The sequence below is a fragment of the Vibrio ziniensis genome (assembly GCF_011064285.1).
Taxonomy (GTDB): Bacteria; Pseudomonadota; Gammaproteobacteria; order Enterobacterales; family Vibrionaceae; genus Vibrio; species Vibrio ziniensis.
Map to the genome: position 1 here is coordinate 3,164,378 of NZ_CP049331.1, position 23,359 is coordinate 3,187,736.

Here is a 23,359-nt window from a genome sequence, read left to right on the forward strand (position 1 = left end):
AAGGACAATTATTAGGAGAATAGCAAGATGTACCAATCCATCTCCGAGCGTGTTACTGAGCTCAGAAACTGGTTAACACGCAACGGTTTAGACGCACTCATCATCCCTCATGAAGATGAGTACCTTGGCGAATACGTTCCAGAACACAATGAAAGATTACATTGGCTAACCGGATTTACCGGCTCTGCGGGTGCAGCCGTAATCACGCAAAACGCAGCTGCAATTTTTGTCGATGGTCGTTATACCGTTCAAGTTCGTAAGCAAGTTCCACAAGAGCTGTTCGAATACCGTCATCTGATTGAAGAACCGTATTTAGATTGGTTACAAAGCAATTTGCCTACCGATAGCAAAGTCGGCTACGACCCAAGAATGCACCGTGCCAGTTGGTTAACAGCCACTCAAACAAAGCTAGCAGGTGAACTTCAGTTAGTCGCAACTGAAGGCAATGCTATCGATCAGCTTTGGCATGATCGCCCTGCTGCTGTTGTCTCTGATATGCGCTTGATGAGTGACGAACTTGTTGGTGTTAACAGCGCGACTAAACGTCAACGTATTGCGGACATCCTAATTGGTAAAAAAGCCGATTGTGCGGTACTTACTGAGCTTGATTCAATTTGCTGGCTGTTAAACATTCGTGGCTTAGATGTGTCACGCCTGCCAGTATTGCTATCTCACGCGATCATCCACGCTGATGCAACGGTCGATTTCTTCCTTGACCCAGCACGATTAGCTGAAGGTTTTGAAGAGCATGTCGGTACAGGTGTTCGAGTGCATCACCCTGATACACTGCAATGTGAGTTAGAAAAACTCTCAGGTAAAAAAGTCATCGTTGACCCTGCCACCAGTAATGCTTGGTTTACGCTAACACTGCAAAACGTCAATGCCGAACTTATCCAACAAGCCGACCCTTGTTTGTTGCCAAAAGCTGCTAAAAATGCGACTGAAATTGGCGGCATGAAGTCATGTCATGTTCGTGATGGCGCAGCAATGGCGAAGTTCCTATCGTGGCTTGATAGCGAAGTAGCAGCCGGCAAACTTCATAATGAAGCAGAATTGGCTGATAAACTTCAAACCTTCCGTGAGCTTGACCCAACGCTCGCAGATTTAAGCTTTGATACCATTTCGGCAGCAACCACCAATGCCGCTATGTGCCACTACAACCACATGAACCAACCAGAGCCAGGTAAGCTTGAAATGAACACGCTCTACCTTGTTGACTCAGGTGGTCAGTATACCGATGGTACCACCGACATTACTCGTACCATTGCAATTGGTGAAGTAAGTGACGAAATGAAACAGCAATTTACCTTAGTGCTAAAAGGTCATATTGCGCTCGCTAAAGCTCGTTTCCCGAAAGGCACTTGCGGTCACCAACTTGACATTCTTGCTCGCCAACATTTATGGGCAAATGGCTACGATTATGACCACGGTACTGGTCATGGTGTTGGCCATTTCCTAAGTGTGCATGAAGGTCCACAACGTATCAGTAAAGTATTTAATAACGTACCTTTATTGCCAGGTATGGTGTTATCTAACGAACCTGGTTATTACCGTGCCGACGGTTTTGGTATTCGTATCGAAAACTTAGAATTGGTAGTAGAAGTGCAGACTCAAGGTGATTTCCATGTGCATGGTTTTGAGTCTCTTACTCGATGCCCGATTGATGTTCGAGCAATCAATGTCAACATGCTGACTAAGCCCGAACTGACTTGGTTAAACGACTATCATCAGAAAGTTTGGAACGAAGTAAGCCCGTTAGTTGAAGGCGAAGTAAAAGCTTGGTTGCAGCAAGCAACTCAACCTGTCGCGCATGCTTAATCCCACGCTCTAATAAAAATCCCTTAGTGTCATATCTAAGGGATTTTTTGCTTTTTGGGCTAAATCTATTTCCTTTACAAAACTCACTTATACCATACTAGATAAAAATATGATCAGACTGAGCATCGGCGAGCAGCGAATGGGCGTCAAACGCAAACCCGCATTCATTCGTCCTTGAAGCTCCGCCGAGCCATCCATGGCTCGGAGGGTTTGCTTATCGACGCCCATTCACTGATCAGGAAATTTTCCAGAATGGTATTAATCAAAAAGAATGTTTCACGTGAAACATCTGTCCCAATCAATAGCTTCCTGAGTATGCGAAGTGCCAATCCTGCCAGACTGCTTCTAATCCACGGTTCTTCATGGCTGCTGCAACATCATTTGCAGAACGCTCGTCGCTGATAGCAAACTGCTCCAACTCGACATTGGAATTTGCATAGCCACCGGGTTGCGTTTTCGATGCAGCAGAGATGCTTGTGATCCCTAGAACCGAAACATTGTCTCTAAACTCAGCTGATTCTCGAGTTGAAAGAGATAACTCAACTTCCCCATTCCACAATCGGTAGGCACAAATCAATTGCACCAGTTGTTTGTCCGTCATCACCGATTTAGGCTCAAGTGCTCCTGCGCAAGGTCTCAAGCGTGGAAATGATATTGAGTAGCGACTTTGCCAATAAGTCTTCTCCAAATAATCGATATGAGCAGCAACATGGAAACAATCCGTTCGCCAATCTTCCAACCCAATCAGCGCACCCAAACCTATCTTATCAATCCCCGCTTTTGCCAATCGTTCGGGCGTATCCAAGCGATAGAAGAAGTCACGCTTTTTACCACGCAAATGGTGCAAGCTATAAGTCGACGGATGATACGTTTCTTGGTAGACCATCACCGCATCCAAACCCAGAGTTTTGAGTTCTGAATACTGATGTAGATCGAGTGGTTGTACTTCCATCGCTAAATAGTTGAAGGAACGTTTAATCAAAGGGACCGTGCGCCTAAAGTAATCCATACCGACTTTGGTCTCGTGCTCACCTGTTACTAACAGAACGCTGTCGAAGCCCATTTTTTTAATCGCTGATACTTCTTGTTCTATCTCACTATCACTCAACGTTTTGCGTTTAATACGATTGCCCATAGAGAATCCGCAATAAGTGCAATCATTAGAGCAAAGATTTGACAGATATAACGGCACGTAAAATGACATTGTATTACCAAACCGTTGGCGAGTTATTACATAAGACTGTTGCGCCATTTGCTCTAAATAAGGTTCTGCCGCTGGAGAAATAAGCGCTTTAAAATCTTCTAAGTTACGTTTTGATTTAGCTAAAGCCTGTTCAACGTCTTTAGCGGTTTTTGCATATATCGAAAGCTTAATATCATCCCATTCAAGCTCTTTGAATCTTTCTAAAAAACTCATTAGATGCCTCCGAGAAAATCAGTAAACGGGCTTGAAGCGACAGCATGTTTAACCTGGCTGGCTAACCCACACTCATAGGCAATTCTTCCTGCTTTAACTGCGAGTTTAAATGCTTCGGCCATAGCGATAGGATCACCAGCCGTCGCAATCGCGGTATTCACCAACACTGCATCAGCCCCCATTTCCATTGCTAAGGCAGCATCAGAAGGAGCACCTATACCAGCATCGACAATGACTGGTACTTTGGCTTGATCGATAATGATTTCCAAGAAATCTCGTGAAACGATACCTTTGTTAGTCCCTATTGGTGCACCCAATGGCATCACAGCAGCGCAACCCACCTCTTCTAACCTCTTACACAGCACGGGGTCAGCATGACAATAAGGCAATACGATAAATCCCTCTTTTACAAGTTGCTCAGCGGCCTTTAATGTTTCAATGGGATCGGGCATCAAGTATTTTGGGTCAGGGTGAATTTCTAACTTTAACCATCGCGTTGCTAGTGCTTCTCTTGCTAAATGAGCAGCAAAAATAGCATCTTTGGCAGTCTTAGCGCCCGACGTATTAGGCAGTAGATTAATACCCGCTTCGATTAACGGAGTTAAAATGTCGTCATCTCGATTTGCCAAGTTAACTCTCTTCAATGCCATGGTAACCAATTCGGATTCACAGGCTTGTATCGACGCGGCCATGGTATGACGATTGGAAAATTTACCTGTGCCAGTAAGCAATCTCGAGTGAAATGTCTTGTCCGCAATTTTGAAAATACTTGGCTGTTTAATAGTTCTATTCGACATGCTGTTAGCCTCCTGCTATCGCTTGAAACAGTGAAATTTGGTCGCCTTCACAGAGCTGTTGTGTTTTCCATAAACCTTTAGGAATAATTTGGTCGTTGATGGCAAAAACACATCCTACGGTTGGTAAATCAAATTCATGTTGCAAACTAGTTAGTGTGCTTTGCGACTTAATTTGCTGAGTTACACCGTTAACGCTGACCGTAATTAACATGATTCCACCTCACTGTTGCTGTATGCACACCCTTTTTCTTCAGGCTGCTCACCACACACAGGACAATCGGGATCTCGAACTAAGTTCCATGTTTGCCATATCATCGATTTGCCATCGAACTTGTGCAAACGATGTGTCTTTAACTCTTTCAAACCAATCAAATACTGAATGGCAAGCAATGCTTGTAAATTGCCTATCACTCCAACAACCGGTCCAATCACACCAAGCTCGCTGCACTTACTCAATTTATTGTGGCTGTCGATAGGCACTAAACAGGCATAACAAACAGATGTACTGGCCTGCGTAAAATCAAACACGATAACTTGACCATCCCAACCAATTGCAGCCCCGGAAATCAGCGGTACTTTAGATTCAAAACAGACTCTATTGATAAGGTGTCGCGTCTCTAAGTTATCTGAACAATCCAATACTAAATCCGCCATTTCTACTTCCAATGGCAAAACCGAACTGTCTACTCGCCTAGCAACCGTTCGAATGTGACAATCAGGGTTTAAAGATTTTAATTGCTTAGATAGTGAATCAACTTTAGACGTTGATATGTGTTCAGTTCGAAACGCTATTTGACGAGATAAGTTGGAGATATCAACGTCATCATCATCGCAAATCACTAGTTTTCCGATACCTGCGCCAGCCAAATACAAAGCGGCAGCATTGCCTAAACCACCACAGCCAATGATTAATACAGAAGAATCGCAAAGTCTTTTCTGACCTTCTTCGCCTACTTCTGGTAAGCAGATTTGTCGCTGATACCTAATAAAGGCATTATCCGATAACATCAAACGCCTCCTTCTTATTTAAACTAGACTGATTAAGTTTGGTCGTAAGTTCCGACACCGCCTTTGTAACATTAGTAGCTTGTGTAATGGCTCTTACCACTGCGATGCTATTGACACCTTGCTTAGCCACTTGTTCTATGTTGCTTAAATCGATACCGCCTATAGCAACACTTGGAACTCCTATAGCATCACCATAAGGCATGCTATCTAGCAGCTTTTGATACAAACCTAGCCTGACCAAACCTTGAGGTTTAGATGGCATCTGTTTAGTGGTTGTCGGGAATATATGACCAAGAGCGATATAGCTAGGTGATAATTGATGAATACGCAGCAATTCGAAATAGCCGTGCGTCGAGAGACCTAACGCCAATCCGCTGTCTGCTATCTCATCTAAATCTGCTTCTAACACGTCTTCTTGACCCAGATGCACACCGAATGCTTTATGCTTTAACGCTAACTGCCAATAGTCGTTGATAAAGACTTGTGCTTTGAACTGTTTGCCTAGCTCGATAGCCTTAGCAATCTGCTTCTCCAAGTCATTTTGCGTTGGGTCTTTTATACGAATTTGGAGAGTTGTAATACCAAGATTGAGTAGACGTTCAACCCACTCAACGCTATCAACCACAGGGTAAAGTCCAAGTGATTGCTTATTCAATCTAGCAAATTGTATGCTTTGTACCGGAACAGATTGTTGCTCTATGGTTGGGAAATTTTCAAATTGTGTTGGCCATGTTTCACGTGAAACATTCATGGCTGCGCGGCTTAAAACAAGCGCATCTTCCAATGGAAAATCTAGAGCCAGACAGCTAACAACCCAAGCGAAATGGCGCCAAGACTCAACATCTGAATAAGCAGTCTTAGAGGATGCATACTGATCAACTAAATGCGTGTCTACACCTAAGTGCTGCCAGCAATCAACCAATCTACCTGACTGAATAACACCAATAGAAACTGAACTAGAGGAAATACTAGCGTTGGGCTCCACACCATATGAGAGATCCAAAAACGATTTTTGGGGTTCTTCATTATCTAGGTTGAAGAGATTGCTAAATATACGAGAAGTTTGCCTATCAACAAGTTCAATAAATTGAGTCGGGCTTACACCCAACTCAATATCGCTGATATAAAAGCCCTGCATTTGAGCGAGCAATAATACTTGTTGAACCTCTCCCGTGAACTCAAGGCAATGAGATGGGATAAGTATTTTCACAAGTTACTCCTCAGTCACAACAGCATTCTGTTTCACCGCAGGATGGTATAACTCCGAACCTGACTGCAGAAACTCAGCAGACTTCTGACGCATACCCTCAACTCTTTCGTCAGAAAGTGAAGAGTCATCAAGCATTTTGATTTCTATCGCGTGATCCGCCGCGACTTGTTCTTTGTTATTGGCGTACTCCCTCACTTCTTGTGAGATCTTCATTGAACAGAACTTAGGACCACACATAGAACAGAAATGAGCGACCTTTCCAGACTCTTGAGGAAGAGTCTCATCGTGAAAAGCACGAGCAGTTACTGGATCGAGAGAAAGATTAAATTGGTCTTCCCAACGGAACTCAAAACGAGCCTTAGATAAAGCATTGTCACGGACTTGAGCACCCGGATGTCCCTTGGCAAGATCCGCAGCATGTGCAGCCAATTTATAGGTGATAAGCCCTGTTTTCACATCTTCCTTATTGGGTAAACCGAGATGCTCTTTAGGTGTTACATAACAAAGCATGGCACAGCCATACCAACCAATCATCGCCGCACCGATACCGGAAGTAATGTGGTCATAGCCAGGTGCAATATCCGTTGTCAGTGGACCAAGCGTATAGAAAGGCGCTTCATGGCAGTGCTTCAACTGTTCATCCATGTTCTCTCTAATCATGTGCATTGGTACATGCCCAGGGCCTTCGATAAACACCTGAACATCATAATCCCATGCAATTTTGCATAGCTCGCCGAGTGTTCTAAGCTCTGCAAACTGCGCTTCATCATTTGCATCAGCAACCGAACCCGGACGCAAGCCATCGCCTAAAGAAAGCGAGACATCATACTTAGCACAGATCTCACAAATCTCGCGAAAATGGGTATAGAGGAAGTTTTCCTGATGATGAGCTAAGCACCATTTTGCGATGATAGAGCCACCTCGCGACACAATGCCCGTAACACGCTTGGCTGTCATAGGTACGTAGCGAAGCAATAAGCCAGCGTGAATAGTGAAGTAATCAACACCCTGTTCAGCTTGTTCAAGTAAGGTATCTCGCATTACTTCCCATGTGAGGTTCTCAGCTACACCATTCACTTTTTCTAACGCCTGATACATAGGAACTGTACCAATTGGCACCGGACTATTACGCAGTATCCACTCGCGTGTTTCGTGAATGTTTCTGCCTGTAGAGAGATCCATTACCGTATCTGCACCCCAACGAGTTGCCCAAACAAGCTTTTCTACTTCTTCTTCAATAGAAGAACTCACTGATGAGTTACCTATATTGGCGTTCACTTTGACAAGAAAGTTACGACCAATAATCATAGGCTCAGCTTCAGGGTGGTTAATATTGCACGGAATAACCGCTCGCCCTTCAGCCACTTCTTTTCTCACGAACTCTGGCGTTATATCTTTTGGCAAGTTTGCATCAAAGCTCTGACCTGGATGCTGCTGATTAAGTTGTTCATCCTGATAACGGCGATTACCCATGTTTTCTCGTAGGGCAATAAACTCCATCTCTGGAGTAATAATTCCCTGACGAGCATAGTGTAGCTGAGTGACTCGTTTGCCCTCTTTAGCACGACGAATCAAAGGTAAGTTGCCATAACGCAACTCATCGAGTGTATGGTCATCCAAGCGTTGTTGAGCGTATTCAGAGCTCATAGAATGTAAAATCTCAGTATCGTTTCGCTCTTCCACCCAATGAGATCTTAACTTAGGCAGGCCACTATAGAGGTCGATCTGATGTTCTGGATCGGTATAAACACCAGAGGTATCGTAAACAGAGATGGGCTCGTTAGGCTCAAAAATCGGCGCGTCTTTACTGCCACCGACTAAGCTATCGGCTAGCGCAATTTCTCGCATCGGTACTCTAAGATCAGGTCTAGAGCCAGTAACATAAGTCTTAGTGGAATTTGGGTAAGGTTGAACAGAAAGAGTTTCAATAAACTGTTTTGCTTCCAGTCTCGCTTGTTTGCGATTCGACATAGCATTTTCCTTGTATTGTTTTAGGGATAAATGCTTGGCGGAAAGTTGTGTCAATAAGAGATGAGTAGACGGATCTTAGGTATGGGGCTGAAAGCCGACCAATCTAGAAAGAGGGTCTTCTCTTGTTCCCTTCGCTGGTACTAACCAGATCAGGTTCAACGGATCCCGAATAAACGGTCTCAGCCTTATGGCACTCCGACAAGTGAAACAATTATAGAGAAAGAATTTTAGTTAACCAAGTACAAAAATAGAGCTTTTGATCAACCTTTTATTAACCACTGGTATGCAAGCCACGCGGCGGAGATGCTGAGCAATACGTTTAGTAGCACGTTAAATCCCATTTTAACGAATGCGCCCTGCTGCATCATTAGCACGTTGTCCATCGAAAAAGTTGAAAAGGTCGTCAGTGCACCAAGGAAGCCCAGACCAATAATTTGTCTCCACGGGTATGGTGCGAGCCACTCGTTCTCGACTGCCGCAATCAACAATCCCATGATAAAGGAGCCGACCACGTTAACGGTTAGCGTACCGTATGGAAAAGAGCGACCAAATAGAGTGATACACATTTCTGATACGAGATATCGAGAACACGCACCTATCGCACCACCGACAGCGATAAGCCCCAAAATAGAAAATTGCCCCATGAAGCCTCCAAAAAACGTTTTGCTTATTGTACTGATTTATTGAGCACAAAAGAGCCAAAAATGATGAAAATTAATATCTCAAAATAAGCAAATACCACACAACAACTTGATACTTTTAAAAAGTTACATGAGTCACTTATACTACTTCAACGTATCCCATTAAGCCTGTTTTCATATGTTCAATCACATGACAGTGATACATCCATCGACCAGGGTTATCAGCAACAAACGCGGCTTTTGCCGAGCCGTTTTTTCCGAGTAGCACAGTATCGGTATGGAATAGTTCATCAACGGGTTTACCGTCGAGTTCCAAAACCGTAAAAGTATGTCCGTGTAAGTGGATCGGATGATGATACTGGGTGACATTCTTTAGATTGAAAATGTAGGTTTTGCCTAACTGCAACTTTGCCAGAGGCGCAGGAATGTGATTAGCACTCATCCCTTCCCACGCTCGCTTATTCATTAGCCAAAAGTTAGGTACTGCATGACCATCGCTGTTTGCTGGCGTCACAGCTCCTTCCCACTCAAAGACAAAGTCGATCAACTCAGCATTCTCTAAATCTATCTTTTGAATTGGATTAAGAGGCAGTGCAGGAATCGAAGTACTCTCGCTCAACTGTGATGGCTGACATTTAAATTCACACAGAGGGAACGGGAACTTACCTTTCATCTGGCGGACATAAACAGTATTTCCAGCCTTCGGAGCGATGAATGCAACATCAACCCGCATTCCTGGGCCAATCTTGTGCTGAGTAAGCTTGTAAGGCGTTTTTACTGGATTGCCATCAATGGCTACAATCCAAGCTTCGACACCTTCAATAGCAATGGGATAAGTAATAGTGTTGTCGACATTCGCTATTCGCAATCTAACGCTAGCGTTCTGTCTTATTTGGTAGCTAGGATTAGGCACACCATTAACTGTACCCCACTCTCCCGGTGTTCCCATTCGAGCACTGTAGCGCGGAATCATCAGATCTTTCCACTGACCACTTTTATCAAGATGCCAATGTTTAAGCGCTAGCTCATGCTCTTCATCGAAAGATACTGGATTGGCCTCTTCCACAACAATCAAACCAACCAACCCCATACCTAACTGTTTGACGCTATTCATATGCGGGTGATACCAGAAGGTACCAGCATCTGGTGGAGTGAACTCATAAACAAAGGTCTCACCAGGCATGATTGGCTTTTGGCTAAGAAACGGAACCCCATCCATGCCGATAGGTATCCGAAGACCATGCCAATGAATTGTTGTCGGCTCATCAAGCTTGTTAGTAAAGCGAATCGTCACTTTTTCACCCTGACGACAACGGATAGTTGGCGCAGGTATTGAGCCGTTAAAACCTAAAACAGACGTTTCATATCCGGGAACAACCTCAGCATGAGCAGGCTCAGCGGTAAGGTCATAAATAAATTGTTCATGATCGATCTTAACCAAAGAACACGCTGGTAACATGCTGGATAAACCGATAGCAGAGCTAATAGAGAGAAAGCGACGACGGGTAAGATCCATTCTTGCCTCAGGTATAACAATAGAAGAAAGAGTTAATAAAACGTATTCTCATCACAATGTAAACCAATGTGATAACTTTATCCTATCTAACACTCTCTTTCTTAACGATGCAGTTTCTACCATTGCGTTTAGCCATATATAAAGCTGAATCCGCTTTACTAAATAGGCTAGGAAGCGTGTCGCCAATCTCGACAACACAGTATCCGACACTAATAGTAACAGGGCTAGGAAGCACGGAGGACGACTTGATTTCAACAGACTGCCTCATACCCTCTAACAGAAGTTCTACGCTATCTGAATCGCTCTGAGAAAGAAAAATGACGAACTCTTCGCCACCATAACGACCGATGAGATCATTTGGTCCAATAAATGAAGCAAGAATATTAGACACTGCAATGAGAGTATTATCACCAACGTCATGCCCAAACAAATCATTCACTTTCTTAAAATGATCGATATCGATAACAGCAATAAAACCTTTTGCTCGTTGCTTAGCTAACGATTGAGAAATGCAATCGTTGATATAACGCCTATTGTATAGCCCTGTGAGCTCATCGCGAATCGAACGCTCATAGTGCCAATCGATTTGGTTAAACAAAAACAGAGATAGCAACGAACCGAGTAAAAAGAAACAGACAATATTTTGAGTGATAACGACAGCGACTCGATAGTAATCCGCTCTATCGCTTATCGCTAAAGCAAGGGTAGGAAAACATGCAGCTACCATACAGACAATAGCGGAAAGAGCGAGCATGCGCTCTCCTCGCCCATTTGTCGCCCTATGTTTATTGCAGACTAAATAGGTGGCTAGATAGACAAAAACAAAGTTAAAGAAAGCAAACTGAACTCTCAATTGAAGAGTATCTGGCCAGTAGTGGTACACATAGTTCTGAATTGCTGTGTATAAAAAAACATGAATAACAGCCAACTTCCATAGCCATCTATTTATAGGCTTCTTATACCAACTTAACGCTCCAAATAAGAGCAGATAAGCAACACTCATATAAAGAATATTATTAAGTAATACAGAGTAACTAAGAGGAAGCCAAGTTCGAATGGCCATAGCAGAAAAAGCTAAGCCAAAGAGCAAGAAAAAGAGAAGGAAATACGATGCTGAACGCCTTTGATAACCCGTCAAACCACTACGGATTTTGTACAAAAACAAACATCCGACAACGCTACAAACGATATTGTTTAAAACACTGGCAAAGTTAATAAGATCGGAAGCTGAATTAATCACGGTATAGCGTTTATAGAAATAATTCTCCGGATAATATCACCGAAATTGATGATAAAAAAGAAACCAATTTGATGAGCTTATTTCCACATTTTTAATCAGTAATAGACTCAGTAGCTAATACTTTGATAACCCAGATTAACGTTATGTTTCGACTGAAATTGCTCGGTTATCATTTTAGGTAATACCAGCCTAGATAAAAATATGATCAGACTGAGCATCGGCGAACAGCGAATGGGCGTCAAATGCAAACGTGCATTCATTCGTCCCTGAAGCTCCCCCGATTGGAAGATAGAAAGTAAAAACCGCGAAATTTCAGATGTTAAAAAACCCCAGTCTTTCAACTGAGGCTTCTAATAATGGCAGGGGTGGAGAGATTCAAACTCCCAACACGCGCTGATTTTCGGTATTGGCGGAATCCGCTGCTCCGCCGATTGAAAGATAGAAAGTAAAAACCGTGAAATTGCAGATGTAAAAAAGCCCCAGTCTTACGACTGAGGCTTCTAATAATGGCAGGGGTGGAGAGATTCGAACTCCCAACACGCGGATTTGGAATCCGCTGCTCTGCCAATTGGAGCTACACCCCTGCAACAGGAATCTAAATTTTACAGCTTTAGATTCGAAAAAACCTCGCTAAGAGCGAGGTTTTCGAAATAAGTGGCGGAGCGGACGGGACTCGAACCCGCGACCCCCGGCGTGACAGGCCGGTATTCTAACCAACTGAACTACCGCTCCGCATTGGTCAGACTATTAAGTCTTTTCTTTGTTTGCCTTCAGATTTATCAATCTGAACACAAGTAATAAAGCCTGGCGATGTCCTACTCTCACATGGGGAGACCCCACACTACCATCGGCGCTAATTCGTTTCACTTCTGAGTTCGGCATGGAATCAGGTGGGTCCAAATCGCTATGGTCGCCAAGCAAATTCTTTAATTCGGAAAGCTGTTTAGTGTTCTCTACACATTCAATTCTGCTCTTGCTTTGAGTCCATCAAAACCCCTTGGGTGTTGTATGGTTAAGCCTCACGGGCAATTAGTACAGGTTAGCTCAATGCCTCACAGCACTTACACACCCTGCCTATCAACGTTCTAGTCTCGAACAACCCTTTAGGACACTTAAAGTGCCAGGGAGAACTCATCTCAGGGCTTGCTTCCCGCTTAGATGCTTTCAGCGGTTATCAATTCCGAACTTAGCTACCGGGCAATGCTACTGGCGTAACAACCCGAACACCAGAGGTTCGTCCACTCCGGTCCTCTCGTACTAGGAGCAGCCCCCTTCAATTCTCCAACGCCCACGGCAGATAGGGACCGAACTGTCTCACGACGTTCTAAACCCAGCTCGCGTACCACTTTAAATGGCGAACAGCCATACCCTTGGGACCGACTTCAGCCCCAGGATGTGATGAGCCGACATCGAGGTGCCAAACACCGCCGTCGATATGAACTCTTGGGCGGTATCAGCCTGTTATCCCCGGAGTACCTTTTATCCGTTGAGCGATGGCCCTTCCATTCAGAACCACCGGATCACTATGACCTGCTTTCGCACCTGCTCGAATTGTCATTCTCGCAGTCAAGCGGGCTTATGCCATTGCACTAACCACACGATGTCCAACCGTGTTTAGCCCACCTTCGTGCTCCTCCGTTACTCTTTGGGAGGAGACCGCCCCAGTCAAACTACCCACCAGGCACTGTCCTCGACCCGGATAACGGGTCTGAGTTAGAACATCAAACATACAAGGGTGGTATTTCAAGGACGGCTCCACACAAACTAGCGTCTGCGCTTCAAAGCCTCCCACCTATCCTACACATGTAGGTTCAATGTTCAGTGCCAAGCTGTAGTAAAGGTTCACGGGGTCTTTCCGTCTAGCCGCGGGTACACTGCATCTTCACAGCGATTTCAATTTCACTGAGTCTCGGGTGGAGACAGCGTGGCCATCATTACGCCATTCGTGCAGGTCGGAACTTACCCGACAAGGAATTTCGCTACCTTAGGACCGTTATAGTTACGGCCGCCGTTTACCGGGGCTTCGATCAAGAGCTTCGCGTTACCGCTAACCCCATCAATTAACCTTCCGGCACCGGGCAGGCGTCACACCGTATACGTCATCTTACGATTTTGCACAGTGCTGTGTTTTTAATAAACAGTTGCAGCCACCTGGTATCTGCGACTCTCATCAGCTCCATCCGCGAGGGACTTCACCGTCAAGAGCGTACCTTCTCCCGAAGTTACGGTACCATTTTGCCTAGTTCCTTCACCCGAGTTCTCTCAAGCGCCTTGGTATTCTCTACCCGACCACCTGTGTCGGTTTGGGGTACGATTCCTTACAATCTGAAGCTTAGAGGCTTTTCCTGGAAGCATGGCATCAATGACTTCACTACCGTAGTAGCTCGACATCGTGTCTCAGCCTTAAAGAGAGCCGGATTTACCTAACCCTCAAGCCTACGCACTTGAACCTGGACAACCGTCGCCAGGCCCACCTAGCCTTCTCCGTCCCCCCATCGCAATTGTAAGAAGTACGGGAATATTAACCCGTTTCCCATCGACTACGCCTTTCGGCCTCGCCTTAGGGGTCGACTCACCCTGCCCCGATTAACGTTGGACAGGAACCCTTGGTCTTCCGGCGAGGAGGTTTTTCACCCCCTTTATCGTTACTCATGTCAGCATTCGCACTTCTGATACCTCCAGCATGCTTTACAACACACCTTCAACGGCTTACAGAACGCTCCCCTACCCAATATCCTAAAGGATATTGCCGCAGCTTCGGTTTACTACTTAGCCCCGTTACATCTTCCGCGCAGGCCGACTCGACTAGTGAGCTATTACGCTTTCTTTAAATGATGGCTGCTTCTAAGCCAACATCCTAGCTGTCTGAGCCTTCCCACATCGTTTCCCACTTAGTAGTAATTTGGGACCTTAGCTGGCGGTCTGGGTTGTTTCCCTCTCCACGACGGACGTTAGCACCCGCCGTGTGTCTCCCGGATAGTACTTACTGGTATTCGGAGTTTGCAAAGGGTTGGTAAGTCGGGATGACCCCCTAGCCTTAACAGTGCTCTACCCCCAGTAGTATTCGTCCGAGGCGCTACCTAAATAGCTTTCGGGGAGAACCAGCTATCTCCGAGTTTGATTGGCCTTTCACCCCTAGCCACAAGTCATCCGCTAATTTTTCAACATTAGTCGGTTCGGTCCTCCAGTTGATGTTACTCAACCTTCAACCTGCCCATGGCTAGATCACTCGGTTTCGGGTCTATATCCAGAGACTAAACGCCCAGTTAAGACTCGGTTTCCCTACGGCTCCCCTATACGGTTAACCTTGCCACTGAATATAAGTCGCTGACCCATTATACAAAAGGTACGCAGTCACAGGACAAAGCCTGCTCCTACTGCTTGTACGTACACGGTTTCAGGTTCTATTTCACTCCCCTCACAGGGGTTCTTTTCGCCTTTCCCTCACGGTACTGGTTCACTATCGGTCAGTCAGGAGTATTTAGCCTTGGAGGATGGTCCCCCCATATTCAAACAGGATATCACGTGTCCCGCCTTACTCGTTTTCACTTAAAATGACATGTCGGTTACGGGGCTATCACCCTGTATCGCGGCACTTTCCAGAGCCTTCACCTGTGTCATTAAAAGCTTAAGGGCTAATCCAATTTCGCTCGCCGCTACTTTCGGAATCTCAATTGATTTCTTTTCCTCGGGGTACTTAGATGTTTCAGTTCTCCCGGTTCGCCTCATTAACCTATGTATTCAGTTAATGATACGTGCTTATGCACGTGGGTTTCCCCATTCGGAAATCGTAGACTCAAGTGGCTTTTACTGCCTAATCTACGCTTATCGCAAGTTAATACGTCCTTCATCGCCTCTGACTGCCAAGGCATCCACCGTGTACGCTTAGTCACTTAACCATACAACCCCAAGAGGTCTTATATGGCAAACAACCAAGGTTTAGTTGTCTCTCATTATTTGAATGAGCGAGAGACATTTCGATTTTGCCGGACTCAAATATGAATAACTTTCGTTATTCCCAAGAACACTTGAATGTGTATTGGTACCTACATCTCTAAGAGATATAGGATTTGAGAACTTTTAATAAATAACGATACTTTCTATAAAAAGAACAAAATCGTTATTTGTCAGCTTTCCAAATTGTTAAAGAGCAAGAGTTTTTATAAACAAAGAGTTTACGAAAACCATTTTTAAAGATTCTTTTTTCAAAAACACTTAAAAATGGTGGGCGATACCGGGTTCGAACCAGTGACCCCCTGCTTGTAAGGCAGGTGCTCTCCCAACTGAGCTAATCGCCCATTATTTCACTTTCAAGATGGTGGAGCTATGCGGGATCGAACCGCAGACCTCCTGCGTGCAAGGCAGGCGCTCTCCCAGCTGAGCTATAACCCCATAACTTGAAGCAATAATGGTGGGTCGTGCAGGATTCGAACCTGCGACCAATTGATTAAAAGTCAACTGCTCTACCAACTGAGCTAACGACCCCCTTTTATTCCCTTTCTTTACGAAAAAGAAGTGGAATTGGTATCCCGTAGGGGAGTCGAACCCCTGTTACCGCCGTGAAAGGGCGGTGTCCTAGGCCTCTAGACGAACGGGACACTAAGATACTCTTACTTTCTAAACCTAATCAATCTGTGTGGACACTCATCAAGAGAATCTTTACGTAAGGAGGTGATCCAGCGCCAGGTTCCCCTAGCGCTACCTTGTTACGACTTCACCCCAGTCATGAACCACAAAGTGGCAAGCGTCCTCCCGAAGGTTAAACTACCTGCTTCTTTTGCAGCCCACTCCCATGGTGTGACGGGCGGTGTGTACAAGGCCCGGGAACGTATTCACCGTGACATTCTGATTCACGATTACTAGCGATTCCGACTTCATGGAGTCGAGTTGCAGACTCCAATCCGGACTACGACGCACTTTTTGGGATTCGCTTACTCTCGCAAGTTCGCTGCCCTCTGTATGCGCCATTGTAGCACGTGTGTAGCCCTACTCGTAAGGGCCATGATGACTTGACGTCGTCCCCACCTTCCTCCGGTTTATCACCGGCAGTCTCCCTGGAGTTCCCGACATTACTCGCTGGCAAACAAGGATAAGGGTTGCGCTCGTTGCGGGACTTAACCCAACATTTCACAACACGAGCTGACGACAGCCATGCAGCACCTGTCTCAGAGTTCCCGAAGGCACATCAACGTCTCCGTCGACTTCTCTGGATGTCAAGAGTAGGTAAGGTTCTTCGCGTTGCATCGAATTAAACCACATGCTCCACCGCTTGTGCGGGCCCCCGTCAATTCATTTGAGTTTTAATCTTGCGACCGTACTCCCCAGGCGGTCTACTTAACGCGTTAGCTCCGAAAGCCACGGCTCAAGGCCACAACCTCCAAGTAGACATCGTTTACGGCGTGGACTACCAGGGTATCTAATCCTGTTTGCTCCCCACGCTTTCGCATCTGAGTGTCAGTATCTGTCCAGGGGGCCGCCTTCGCCACCGGTATTCCTTCAGATCTCTACGCATTTCACCGCTACACCTGAAATTCTACCCCCCTCTACAGTACTCTAGCTTGACAGTTTCAAATGCTATTCCGAGGTTGAGCCCCGGGCTTTCACATCTGACTTAACAAACCACCTGCATGCGCTTTACGCCCAGTAATTCCGATTAACGCTCGCACCCTCCGTATTACCGCGGCTGCTGGCACGGAGTTAGCCGGTGCTTCTTCTGTAAGTAACGTCAAACAATGCCGCTATTAACGACACTGCCTTCCTCCCTACTGAAAGTGCTTTACAACCCGAAGGCCTTCTTCACACACGCGGCATGGCTGCATCAGGCTTGCGCCCATTGTGCAATATTCCCCACTGCTGCCTCCCGTAGGAGTCTGGACCGTGTCTCAGTTCCAGTGTGGCTGATCATCCTCTCAGACCAGCTAGGGATCGTCGCCTTGGTGAGCCCTTACCTCACCAACTAGCTAATCCCACCTAGGCATATCCTGACGCGAGAGGCCCGAAGGTCCCCCTCTTTGGCCCGTAGGCATCATGCGGTATTAGCTATCGTTTCCAATAGTTATCCCCCACATCAGGGCAATTTCCTAGGCATTACTCACCCGTCCGCCGCTCGCCACCCAAGGAACAAGTTCCTCTGTGCTGCCGCTCGACTTGCATGTGTTAGGCCTGCCGCCAGCGTTCAATCTGAGCCATGATCAAACTCTTCAATTTAAGATTTTGTCGACTCAACGAATACTGATTCTATCTTTCGATAGTGAATTGACTGTGCTCGATACCGAAGTATCAAATTGGTCACTCAGTTCATTGAAATCTAAATTTGATTCCGAAGAATCTAATTGATTTTCATCAACGAGTGCCCACACAGATTGATAGGTTTAAATTGTTAAAGAGCTACGTTTTCAAAGGCATTCCTCTCAAAACGGACGGCTATTTTAGCTAGTTAAGTTTCAGTGTCAAACACTTTTTTAAAACTTTTTCATCGTTAATTGATGCTAGTTAACAAACCGGCTAACTGGTTGCATTTCTTACGAACTGTTCCCGTGTCAGCGAGGCGGCATTATAGGGAGATGATCAGAATTGGCAATAGTTTTTTTGCAAACTTTTTGAAGTTTTTTATCGTTCGAACAAAAAAGAGCCATCACAGCTCTTAATTGATTATTTTCTTTACAATTTTTCAAACTTTTTAGCGAATAAGGACACTTTTCCCCAGTCGGTATACTCAATTTCTTTGCTTGTATCCGTTTCACCACCTGTGAGTTTCATAATGAAACGAATCATCATTCTGTCTAGAGGACGATAACGAGGATAATAAAGCGCTCCAGCGAAAACCCCGATTAGTGAAGGTTGCCAAGGTGACTTCTTCAAAAACGTCTTTATATAAACACTCCCTTCTGGCGTATCTTTACCTTGGTCAGCTTTACGAGCCGTCAAATTGACGCAGTAAAAGGCTGCCTTAACATTTTTGAGCTGCTGTTGATGGGCATTGATGAACTGATACAACTTTGTGTTCAATTTGCCATAGCGAATAGAAGCACCAATCAATACTTTGTCATATTGCGTTAAGTCCATTACCTGACATTCATGCAAATTGACAAATTGGCAATCATAACCATTTAACTGCTGAGCGATGTTGTGCATGATTTTTTTTGTCTGACCTTCACGGGTCGAATATAAAAGAAGTGCTTTCACGCTATCTCCCAATGTGAGTAACCCTAGCTACGCCAGAACGTAGGTGTTAACAAAATTAATAAAGTGAATATTTCTAAACGGCCAAACAACATGGAGACAATCAGCACCCACTTGGCACTATCGTTAATGTCAGCAAAATGGACAGCAACCTCTCCTAACCCCGGACCTAAGTTATTCAGCGTGGCAGCAACAGCAGCGAAAGCACTGAGCTCATCCATACCTGTCGCAATAACTGCAAGCATACAAACCACAAACACCAAAGCGTATGCAGAGAAAAATCCCCATACCGCGTCAACAACACGTTGTGATAGAGCGCTATCCCCCAGCTTAATTGAGTAGATTGCTCTTGGGTGGACAAGACGTTTCATTTCACGTGCACCTTGCAATGTAAGCAATAGCACGCGAATCACTTTCATCCCACCGCCTGTTGAACCAGCGCAACCACCGATAAAAGATGAAAATAGCAGAAGAACAGGTAAAAACAGCGGCCACTCGGAAAACCCAGTAGTGGTAAATCCGGCTGTTGTTGATATAGACACCGTTTGGAATATCGCCTGATCAAACGCGTCATAAATGGAATCATACGTATGGTGTTTAAGCAGCATTAAGAAGCAAACCACAAATAGGATTACTTGAATCACCATGAAGGCACGAAACTCAGGGTCTCTCCAATAATACTTAGGATGAACACCACCTGTAGCCCACGCAGCATAATGCAACGTGTAGTTACAAGCCGAGATTAATAGGAAAACAACCGTGATCAGGTTAATTGCATAACTATCGAAATAGCCCATGCTGGCATCATGAGTAGAGAAACCGCCAATAGCGATAGTAGAGAAACTATGACAGATAGCATCAAACACCGTCATTCCCGCCAGCCAGAATGCTGCGGCACAAGCGATGGTTAAGCTCAGATAGATATACCAAAGCGCTTTCGCTGTCTCTGCGATGCGAGGGGTAACCTTGGTATCTTTTACTGGCCCTGGCACTTCAGCACGATAGAGCTGCATACCACCGATTCCAAGTACAGGTAAGATAGCAACCGCTAAAACAATGATACCCATACCACCAAACCACTGTAAGAACTGGCGGTAAAATAAAATAGCCTTAGGTAATTCATCAAGGCCAACAATAACGGTTGCCCCTGTAGTAGTTAATGCAGAAAAAGATTCAAAAAAAGCATTGGTCACTGATACGCTCGGGTTATCAGAGAGTAAAAAAGGCATTGCCCCAGCACTACCGATTACCGTCCAAAACAAAACAACGATCAGAAAGCCATCTCTTGACTTTAGTTCATGTTTATAACGTCGGTTTGGAAACCAAAGCACCGCCCCAAAAAACAACAATGCAAAGAAAGTAGAAACGAAAGGTACACCAGCACCATCACGATAGATCAAAGCGACCAGCGCTGGAGCTAGCATCGAAAAGCTAAATATCGCGAGCAACAGCCCGACAATTCGGATAATTGAACGAAATTGCATTGATAGACAAAATGAAGCCGGGCTTCTTAGTTCCTATGTATTGTTTAAATCGGTAACAATAATCTTTGCACCGCTTCGGTTAATGATAGTTTGAGTGAAATCTTCAACATGAAGAACTTCTAGCTCCACATCCAATTCCACGTTTGAACCGTATTGAGCGTCGACTTCTGTTCCGTCGAATTGTTTGATAATAGACTGAGCGAGCGGAACCAGACCGTAGTCTAAACTTAGGTGCAAATTTGTGGTGATTTTTTTCTCAATAGTTTGAAGCAGCTTAAGCGCTTGTTGCACACCACCACCGTATGCTTTCACTAACCCGCCAGTTCCCAGACGAATACCACCATAATAACGAGTGACAACCGCTGTAATTTCGCCAACCCCAGAACCAGACAACTGAGATAATATAGGCTTACCTGCTGTACCTGATGGTTCTCCGTCGTCACTGAACCCCCAAAGCATAGAATCTTCAGGCCTGCCTGCAACAAAGCCCCAGCAGTTATGTCTAGCATCCGAATGCTTCTGCTTTATCTGTTCCACAAACGCCTTAGCCGCTTCACTCGTTGGAGTATGGGCAAGATAAGTAATAAACAGGCTCTTTTTTATCTCTTCTTCAAAGATAACCGGTTCGTTGGGAATCAAATAAGGTCGAACGTTCATAACTTTCACAAAATCATAAGGGTGACTAAGTGTATCACGAGCCCTAAAAATGTGCTCAGGATTGGTATTAGCACACAATGTTAAACAGTTGTTTAAAAAATGTATTGAAAATATAGATTCTGCCGTTCAAACTGAAACTACTGGTCACACCAGAAACTAAATACAACAAAAACTCTCACACACAATCCTTCGGTTGTATGTCAAGGAGATAGACAATGATTTACCAAGCCGAAACCCTACAGGTAAAGGAACTAGAGAACGGTATCGTAGAAATAAGCTTCTGCTCTCCGCACTCTGTAAATAAGCTCGACCTCAGCACTTTGAACTCGCTAAACGAGGCTCTTGATGCTCTCCAAACTCATCAAGGTTTAAAAGGTGTTGTACTCACCACGGATAAAGACTCATTTATTGTCGGTGCCGACATTACAGAGTTTTTAGGACTATTTGCAAAGCCAGAAGCTGAACTTGATACGTGGCTTGTTTTTGCAAACAACATATTTAACAAGTTGGAAGACTTACCAGTACCAACACTCTCCGCATTAAAGGGCTTCACCCTTGGCGGCGGATGTGAGTGCGTACTCGCTACAGACTTCCGCATTGGTGACAACACCACCAGCATTGGTTTACCAGAAACCAAATTAGGCATAATGCCAGGCTTCGGTGGCACGGTTCGCCTACCAAGAATCATCGGCGCTGACAGCGCAATGGAAATCATTACTCAAGGCAAAGCGTGTAAAGCAGACGAAGCACTAAAATTGGGCTTACTCGACGCAGTTGTAGAAAGCGACAAGCTAGCAGAATCTGCGATCGTAACATTGACGCAAGCCATCAATGAAAAGATTAACTGGCAAGCTCGCCGCAGACAAAAAACGTCAGCGCTAACATTAAGCAAAGTTGAAGCGATGATGAGCTTTACGATAGCTAAAGGTGTCGTTGCCCAAGTAGCAGGTACTCACTACCCAGCGCCAATGACGGCGGTTAAAACCATCGAACAAGCAGCCAACTGCGAACGGGGGCCGGCTCTAGACATTGAGCGTAAGCATTTTATTACTCTTGCGAAATCTCAAGAGGCGCAAGCTCTTGTAGGTATTTTCCTTAATGACCAATACATTAAAGGACTTGCGAAAAAATCATCTAAGTCAGCATCAAAAGAGACCCAACGAGCGGCTGTTTTAGGCGCAGGAATTATGGGTGGCGGTATCGCTTATCAATCGGCGTCGAAAGGCGTACCAGTAACGATGAAAGATATCGCTCAATCTTCCCTTGATTTGGGTATGACAGAGGCCTCTAAGCTACTCAACAAACAGCTTGAACGCGGCAAGATCGATGGTTTTAAGATGGCATCTGTCATCGCCTCTATTTCACCAACGCTACATTACGCTGGTATTGAACAATCCGATGTTGTTGTTGAAGCTGTGGTTGAAAACCCAAAAGTAAAAGCGGCAGTGCTGAGTGAGGTGGAACAACAAGTTTCTGCAGACACAGTGATCACGTCAAATACCTCAACCATTCCAATTAACTTATTGGCGAAATCGCTTAAACGCCCAGAAAATTTCTGTGGTATGCACTTCTTTAACCCAGTACACCGCATGCCTCTGGTTGAAATCATTCGAGGTGAACATACCTCTGAAGACACCATTAACCGCGTTGTCGCTTACGCGGCAAAAATGGGTAAATCGCCAATTGTGGTTAATGACTGCCCGGGATTTTTCGTCAACCGCGTCCTATTCCCATACTTTGCAGGTTTTAGCCTATTGATGCGTGATGGTGGCGACTTCACACAAATCGATAAAGTCATGGAACGTCAATTCGGTTGGCCAATGGGACCTGCTTACTTGTTAGATGTGGTTGGTCTAGATACTGCCCATCATGCCCAAGAAGTGATGGCACAAGGCTTCCCTTCTCGTATGGCTAAACAAGGGCCAGATGCGATAAGTGCGCTATTTGAAGCGCAGAAATACGGACAGAAAAACGGTAGTGGTTTCTACCAATACACCGTCGATAAAAAAGGTAAGCCGAAGAAAGCCTTCGATAGCAGCGTTGTTGCACTGCTACAAACAGTATGTGGTGTTGGTACTGAGTTTGATGATCAAACCATCATCGAGCGCATGATGATTCCAATGATCAATGAAGTGGTGCTTTGTCTAGAAGAAAACATCATTGCTTCTCCGCAAGAAGCCGATATGGCACTGGTTTATGGTTTAGGTTTCCCTCCATTCCGTGGTGGTGTGTTCCGTTACCTAGATAGTATTGGTCTAAGTACTTACCTAGAAATGGCGAAAAAACATCAGCATTTAGGTGCGGTTTATCAAGTACCTCAACGCCTAATAGATATGGCTGAGAAAAGTGAAACCTTCTTTTATAGTTCGCAACAAAAAGGCTCACAGCAGGCTAGCTCACTGTAACCACTTTGGAAAA

Annotated in this window: 14 protein-coding genes, 6 tRNA genes, 3 rRNA genes and 1 riboswitch; of the genes, 2 read left to right on the top strand and 21 right to left on the bottom strand. The window is 45.0% G+C overall.

Features of this window, described 5'->3' with window-relative positions; translation table 11 throughout:
* The first annotated feature begins 27 nt into the window (after nucleotides 1–27).
* Nucleotides 28–1,818, top strand: coding sequence for an aminopeptidase P family protein (locus G5S32_RS14665; RefSeq protein ID WP_165312651.1), 1,791 nt, complete (start codon nucleotides 28–30; stop codon nucleotides 1,816–1,818).
* 298 nt (nucleotides 1,819–2,116) lie between these two features.
* Here the strand turns inward: G5S32_RS14665 and thiH are convergent, their stop codons facing one another.
* From thiH to G5S32_RS14770, 21 genes are all read right to left on the bottom strand, one after another.
* Entirely contained in the window at nucleotides 2,117–3,235 is a 1,119-nt protein-coding gene (thiH, locus tag G5S32_RS14670) for a 2-iminoacetate synthase ThiH (protein ID WP_165312652.1), read from the bottom strand.
* Entirely contained in the window at nucleotides 3,235–4,002 is a 768-nt protein-coding gene (locus tag G5S32_RS14675) for a thiazole synthase (RefSeq protein WP_165312824.1), read from the bottom strand. Before G5S32_RS14675 ends, thiH begins: the two co-directional genes overlap by 1 nt.
* A gap of 34 nt (nucleotides 4,003–4,036) precedes the next feature.
* Entirely contained in the window at nucleotides 4,037–4,243 is a 207-nt protein-coding gene (thiS, locus tag G5S32_RS14680) for a sulfur carrier protein ThiS (protein WP_165312653.1), read from the bottom strand.
* On the bottom strand, nucleotides 4,237–5,040 hold the full coding sequence (locus G5S32_RS14685; RefSeq protein WP_165312654.1) for a HesA/MoeB/ThiF family protein: 804 nt from the start codon (nucleotides 5,038–5,040) through the stop codon (nucleotides 4,237–4,239). Before G5S32_RS14685 ends, thiS begins: the two co-directional genes overlap by 7 nt.
* A complete protein-coding gene (locus G5S32_RS14690) occupies nucleotides 5,027–6,250 on the bottom strand; it encodes a thiamine phosphate synthase (RefSeq protein WP_165312655.1) in 1,224 nt (407 codons plus the stop codon). The genes G5S32_RS14685 and G5S32_RS14690 overlap by 14 nt, the downstream gene beginning before the upstream one ends.
* A gap of 3 nt (nucleotides 6,251–6,253) precedes the next feature.
* Nucleotides 6,254–8,221 (bottom strand): phosphomethylpyrimidine synthase ThiC, encoded by a 1,968-nt coding sequence (thiC, locus tag G5S32_RS14695; protein ID WP_165312656.1) that lies wholly within the window; start codon nucleotides 8,219–8,221, stop codon nucleotides 6,254–6,256.
* A 109-nt stretch (nucleotides 8,222–8,330) separates the two neighbouring features.
* Nucleotides 8,331–8,429, bottom strand: a riboswitch (TPP riboswitch).
* A 52-nt stretch (nucleotides 8,430–8,481) separates the two neighbouring features.
* Entirely contained in the window at nucleotides 8,482–8,865 is a 384-nt protein-coding gene (gene crcB / locus G5S32_RS14700) for a fluoride efflux transporter CrcB (RefSeq protein WP_165312657.1), read from the bottom strand.
* Between the two features lie 136 nt (nucleotides 8,866–9,001).
* Nucleotides 9,002–10,378, bottom strand: coding sequence for a multicopper oxidase family protein (locus G5S32_RS14705; protein ID WP_165312658.1), 1,377 nt, complete (start codon nucleotides 10,376–10,378; stop codon nucleotides 9,002–9,004).
* Nucleotides 10,379–10,460: 82 nt separating this feature from the next.
* Nucleotides 10,461–11,132: a GGDEF domain-containing protein gene (locus G5S32_RS21520; RefSeq protein WP_246201028.1), complete on the bottom strand. Its 672-nt coding sequence runs from the start codon at nucleotides 11,130–11,132 to the stop codon at nucleotides 10,461–10,463.
* A gap of 993 nt (nucleotides 11,133–12,125) precedes the next feature.
* Nucleotides 12,126–12,202: transfer RNA gene (locus G5S32_RS14715), tRNA-Trp, on the bottom strand.
* A 71-nt stretch (nucleotides 12,203–12,273) separates the two neighbouring features.
* Nucleotides 12,274–12,350: transfer RNA gene (locus G5S32_RS14720), tRNA-Asp, on the bottom strand.
* A 70-nt stretch (nucleotides 12,351–12,420) separates the two neighbouring features.
* Nucleotides 12,421–12,536 (bottom strand): 5S ribosomal RNA (rrf, locus tag G5S32_RS14725).
* A 90-nt stretch (nucleotides 12,537–12,626) separates the two neighbouring features.
* A 23S ribosomal RNA gene (locus G5S32_RS14730) occupies nucleotides 12,627–15,517 on the bottom strand.
* Between the two features lie 323 nt (nucleotides 15,518–15,840).
* Nucleotides 15,841–15,916, bottom strand: a tRNA-Val gene (locus G5S32_RS14735).
* 18 nt (nucleotides 15,917–15,934) lie between these two features.
* Nucleotides 15,935–16,010: transfer RNA gene (locus tag G5S32_RS14740), tRNA-Ala, on the bottom strand.
* Nucleotides 16,011–16,027: 17 nt separating this feature from the next.
* A tRNA-Lys gene (locus G5S32_RS14745) sits at nucleotides 16,028–16,103 on the bottom strand.
* Between the two features lie 37 nt (nucleotides 16,104–16,140).
* A tRNA-Glu gene (locus tag G5S32_RS14750) sits at nucleotides 16,141–16,216 on the bottom strand.
* 66 nt (nucleotides 16,217–16,282) lie between these two features.
* A 16S ribosomal RNA gene (locus tag G5S32_RS14755) occupies nucleotides 16,283–17,825 on the bottom strand.
* The 16S, 23S and 5S rRNA genes sit together here with 6 tRNA genes alongside, the layout of an rRNA operon.
* Nucleotides 17,826–18,278: 453 nt before the next feature.
* A complete protein-coding gene (hemG, locus tag G5S32_RS14760) occupies nucleotides 18,279–18,803 on the bottom strand; it encodes a menaquinone-dependent protoporphyrinogen IX dehydrogenase (RefSeq protein ID WP_165312660.1) in 525 nt (174 codons plus the stop codon).
* A 23-nt stretch (nucleotides 18,804–18,826) separates the two neighbouring features.
* Nucleotides 18,827–20,284, bottom strand: coding sequence for a TrkH family potassium uptake protein (locus G5S32_RS14765; protein WP_165312661.1), 1,458 nt, complete (start codon nucleotides 20,282–20,284; stop codon nucleotides 18,827–18,829).
* 33 nt (nucleotides 20,285–20,317) lie between these two features.
* Nucleotides 20,318–20,941, bottom strand: a complete 624-nt coding sequence (locus tag G5S32_RS14770; protein WP_165312662.1) for a YigZ family protein — start codon at nucleotides 20,939–20,941, stop codon at nucleotides 20,318–20,320.
* A 215-nt stretch (nucleotides 20,942–21,156) separates the two neighbouring features.
* On the opposite strand from G5S32_RS14770, the gene fadB reads away from it, so the two are divergent.
* On the top strand, nucleotides 21,157–23,346 hold the full coding sequence (gene fadB / locus G5S32_RS14775) for a fatty acid oxidation complex subunit alpha FadB (RefSeq protein ID WP_165312663.1): 2,190 nt from the start codon (nucleotides 21,157–21,159) through the stop codon (nucleotides 23,344–23,346).
* The last annotated feature ends 13 nt before the right edge of the window (nucleotides 23,347–23,359 follow it).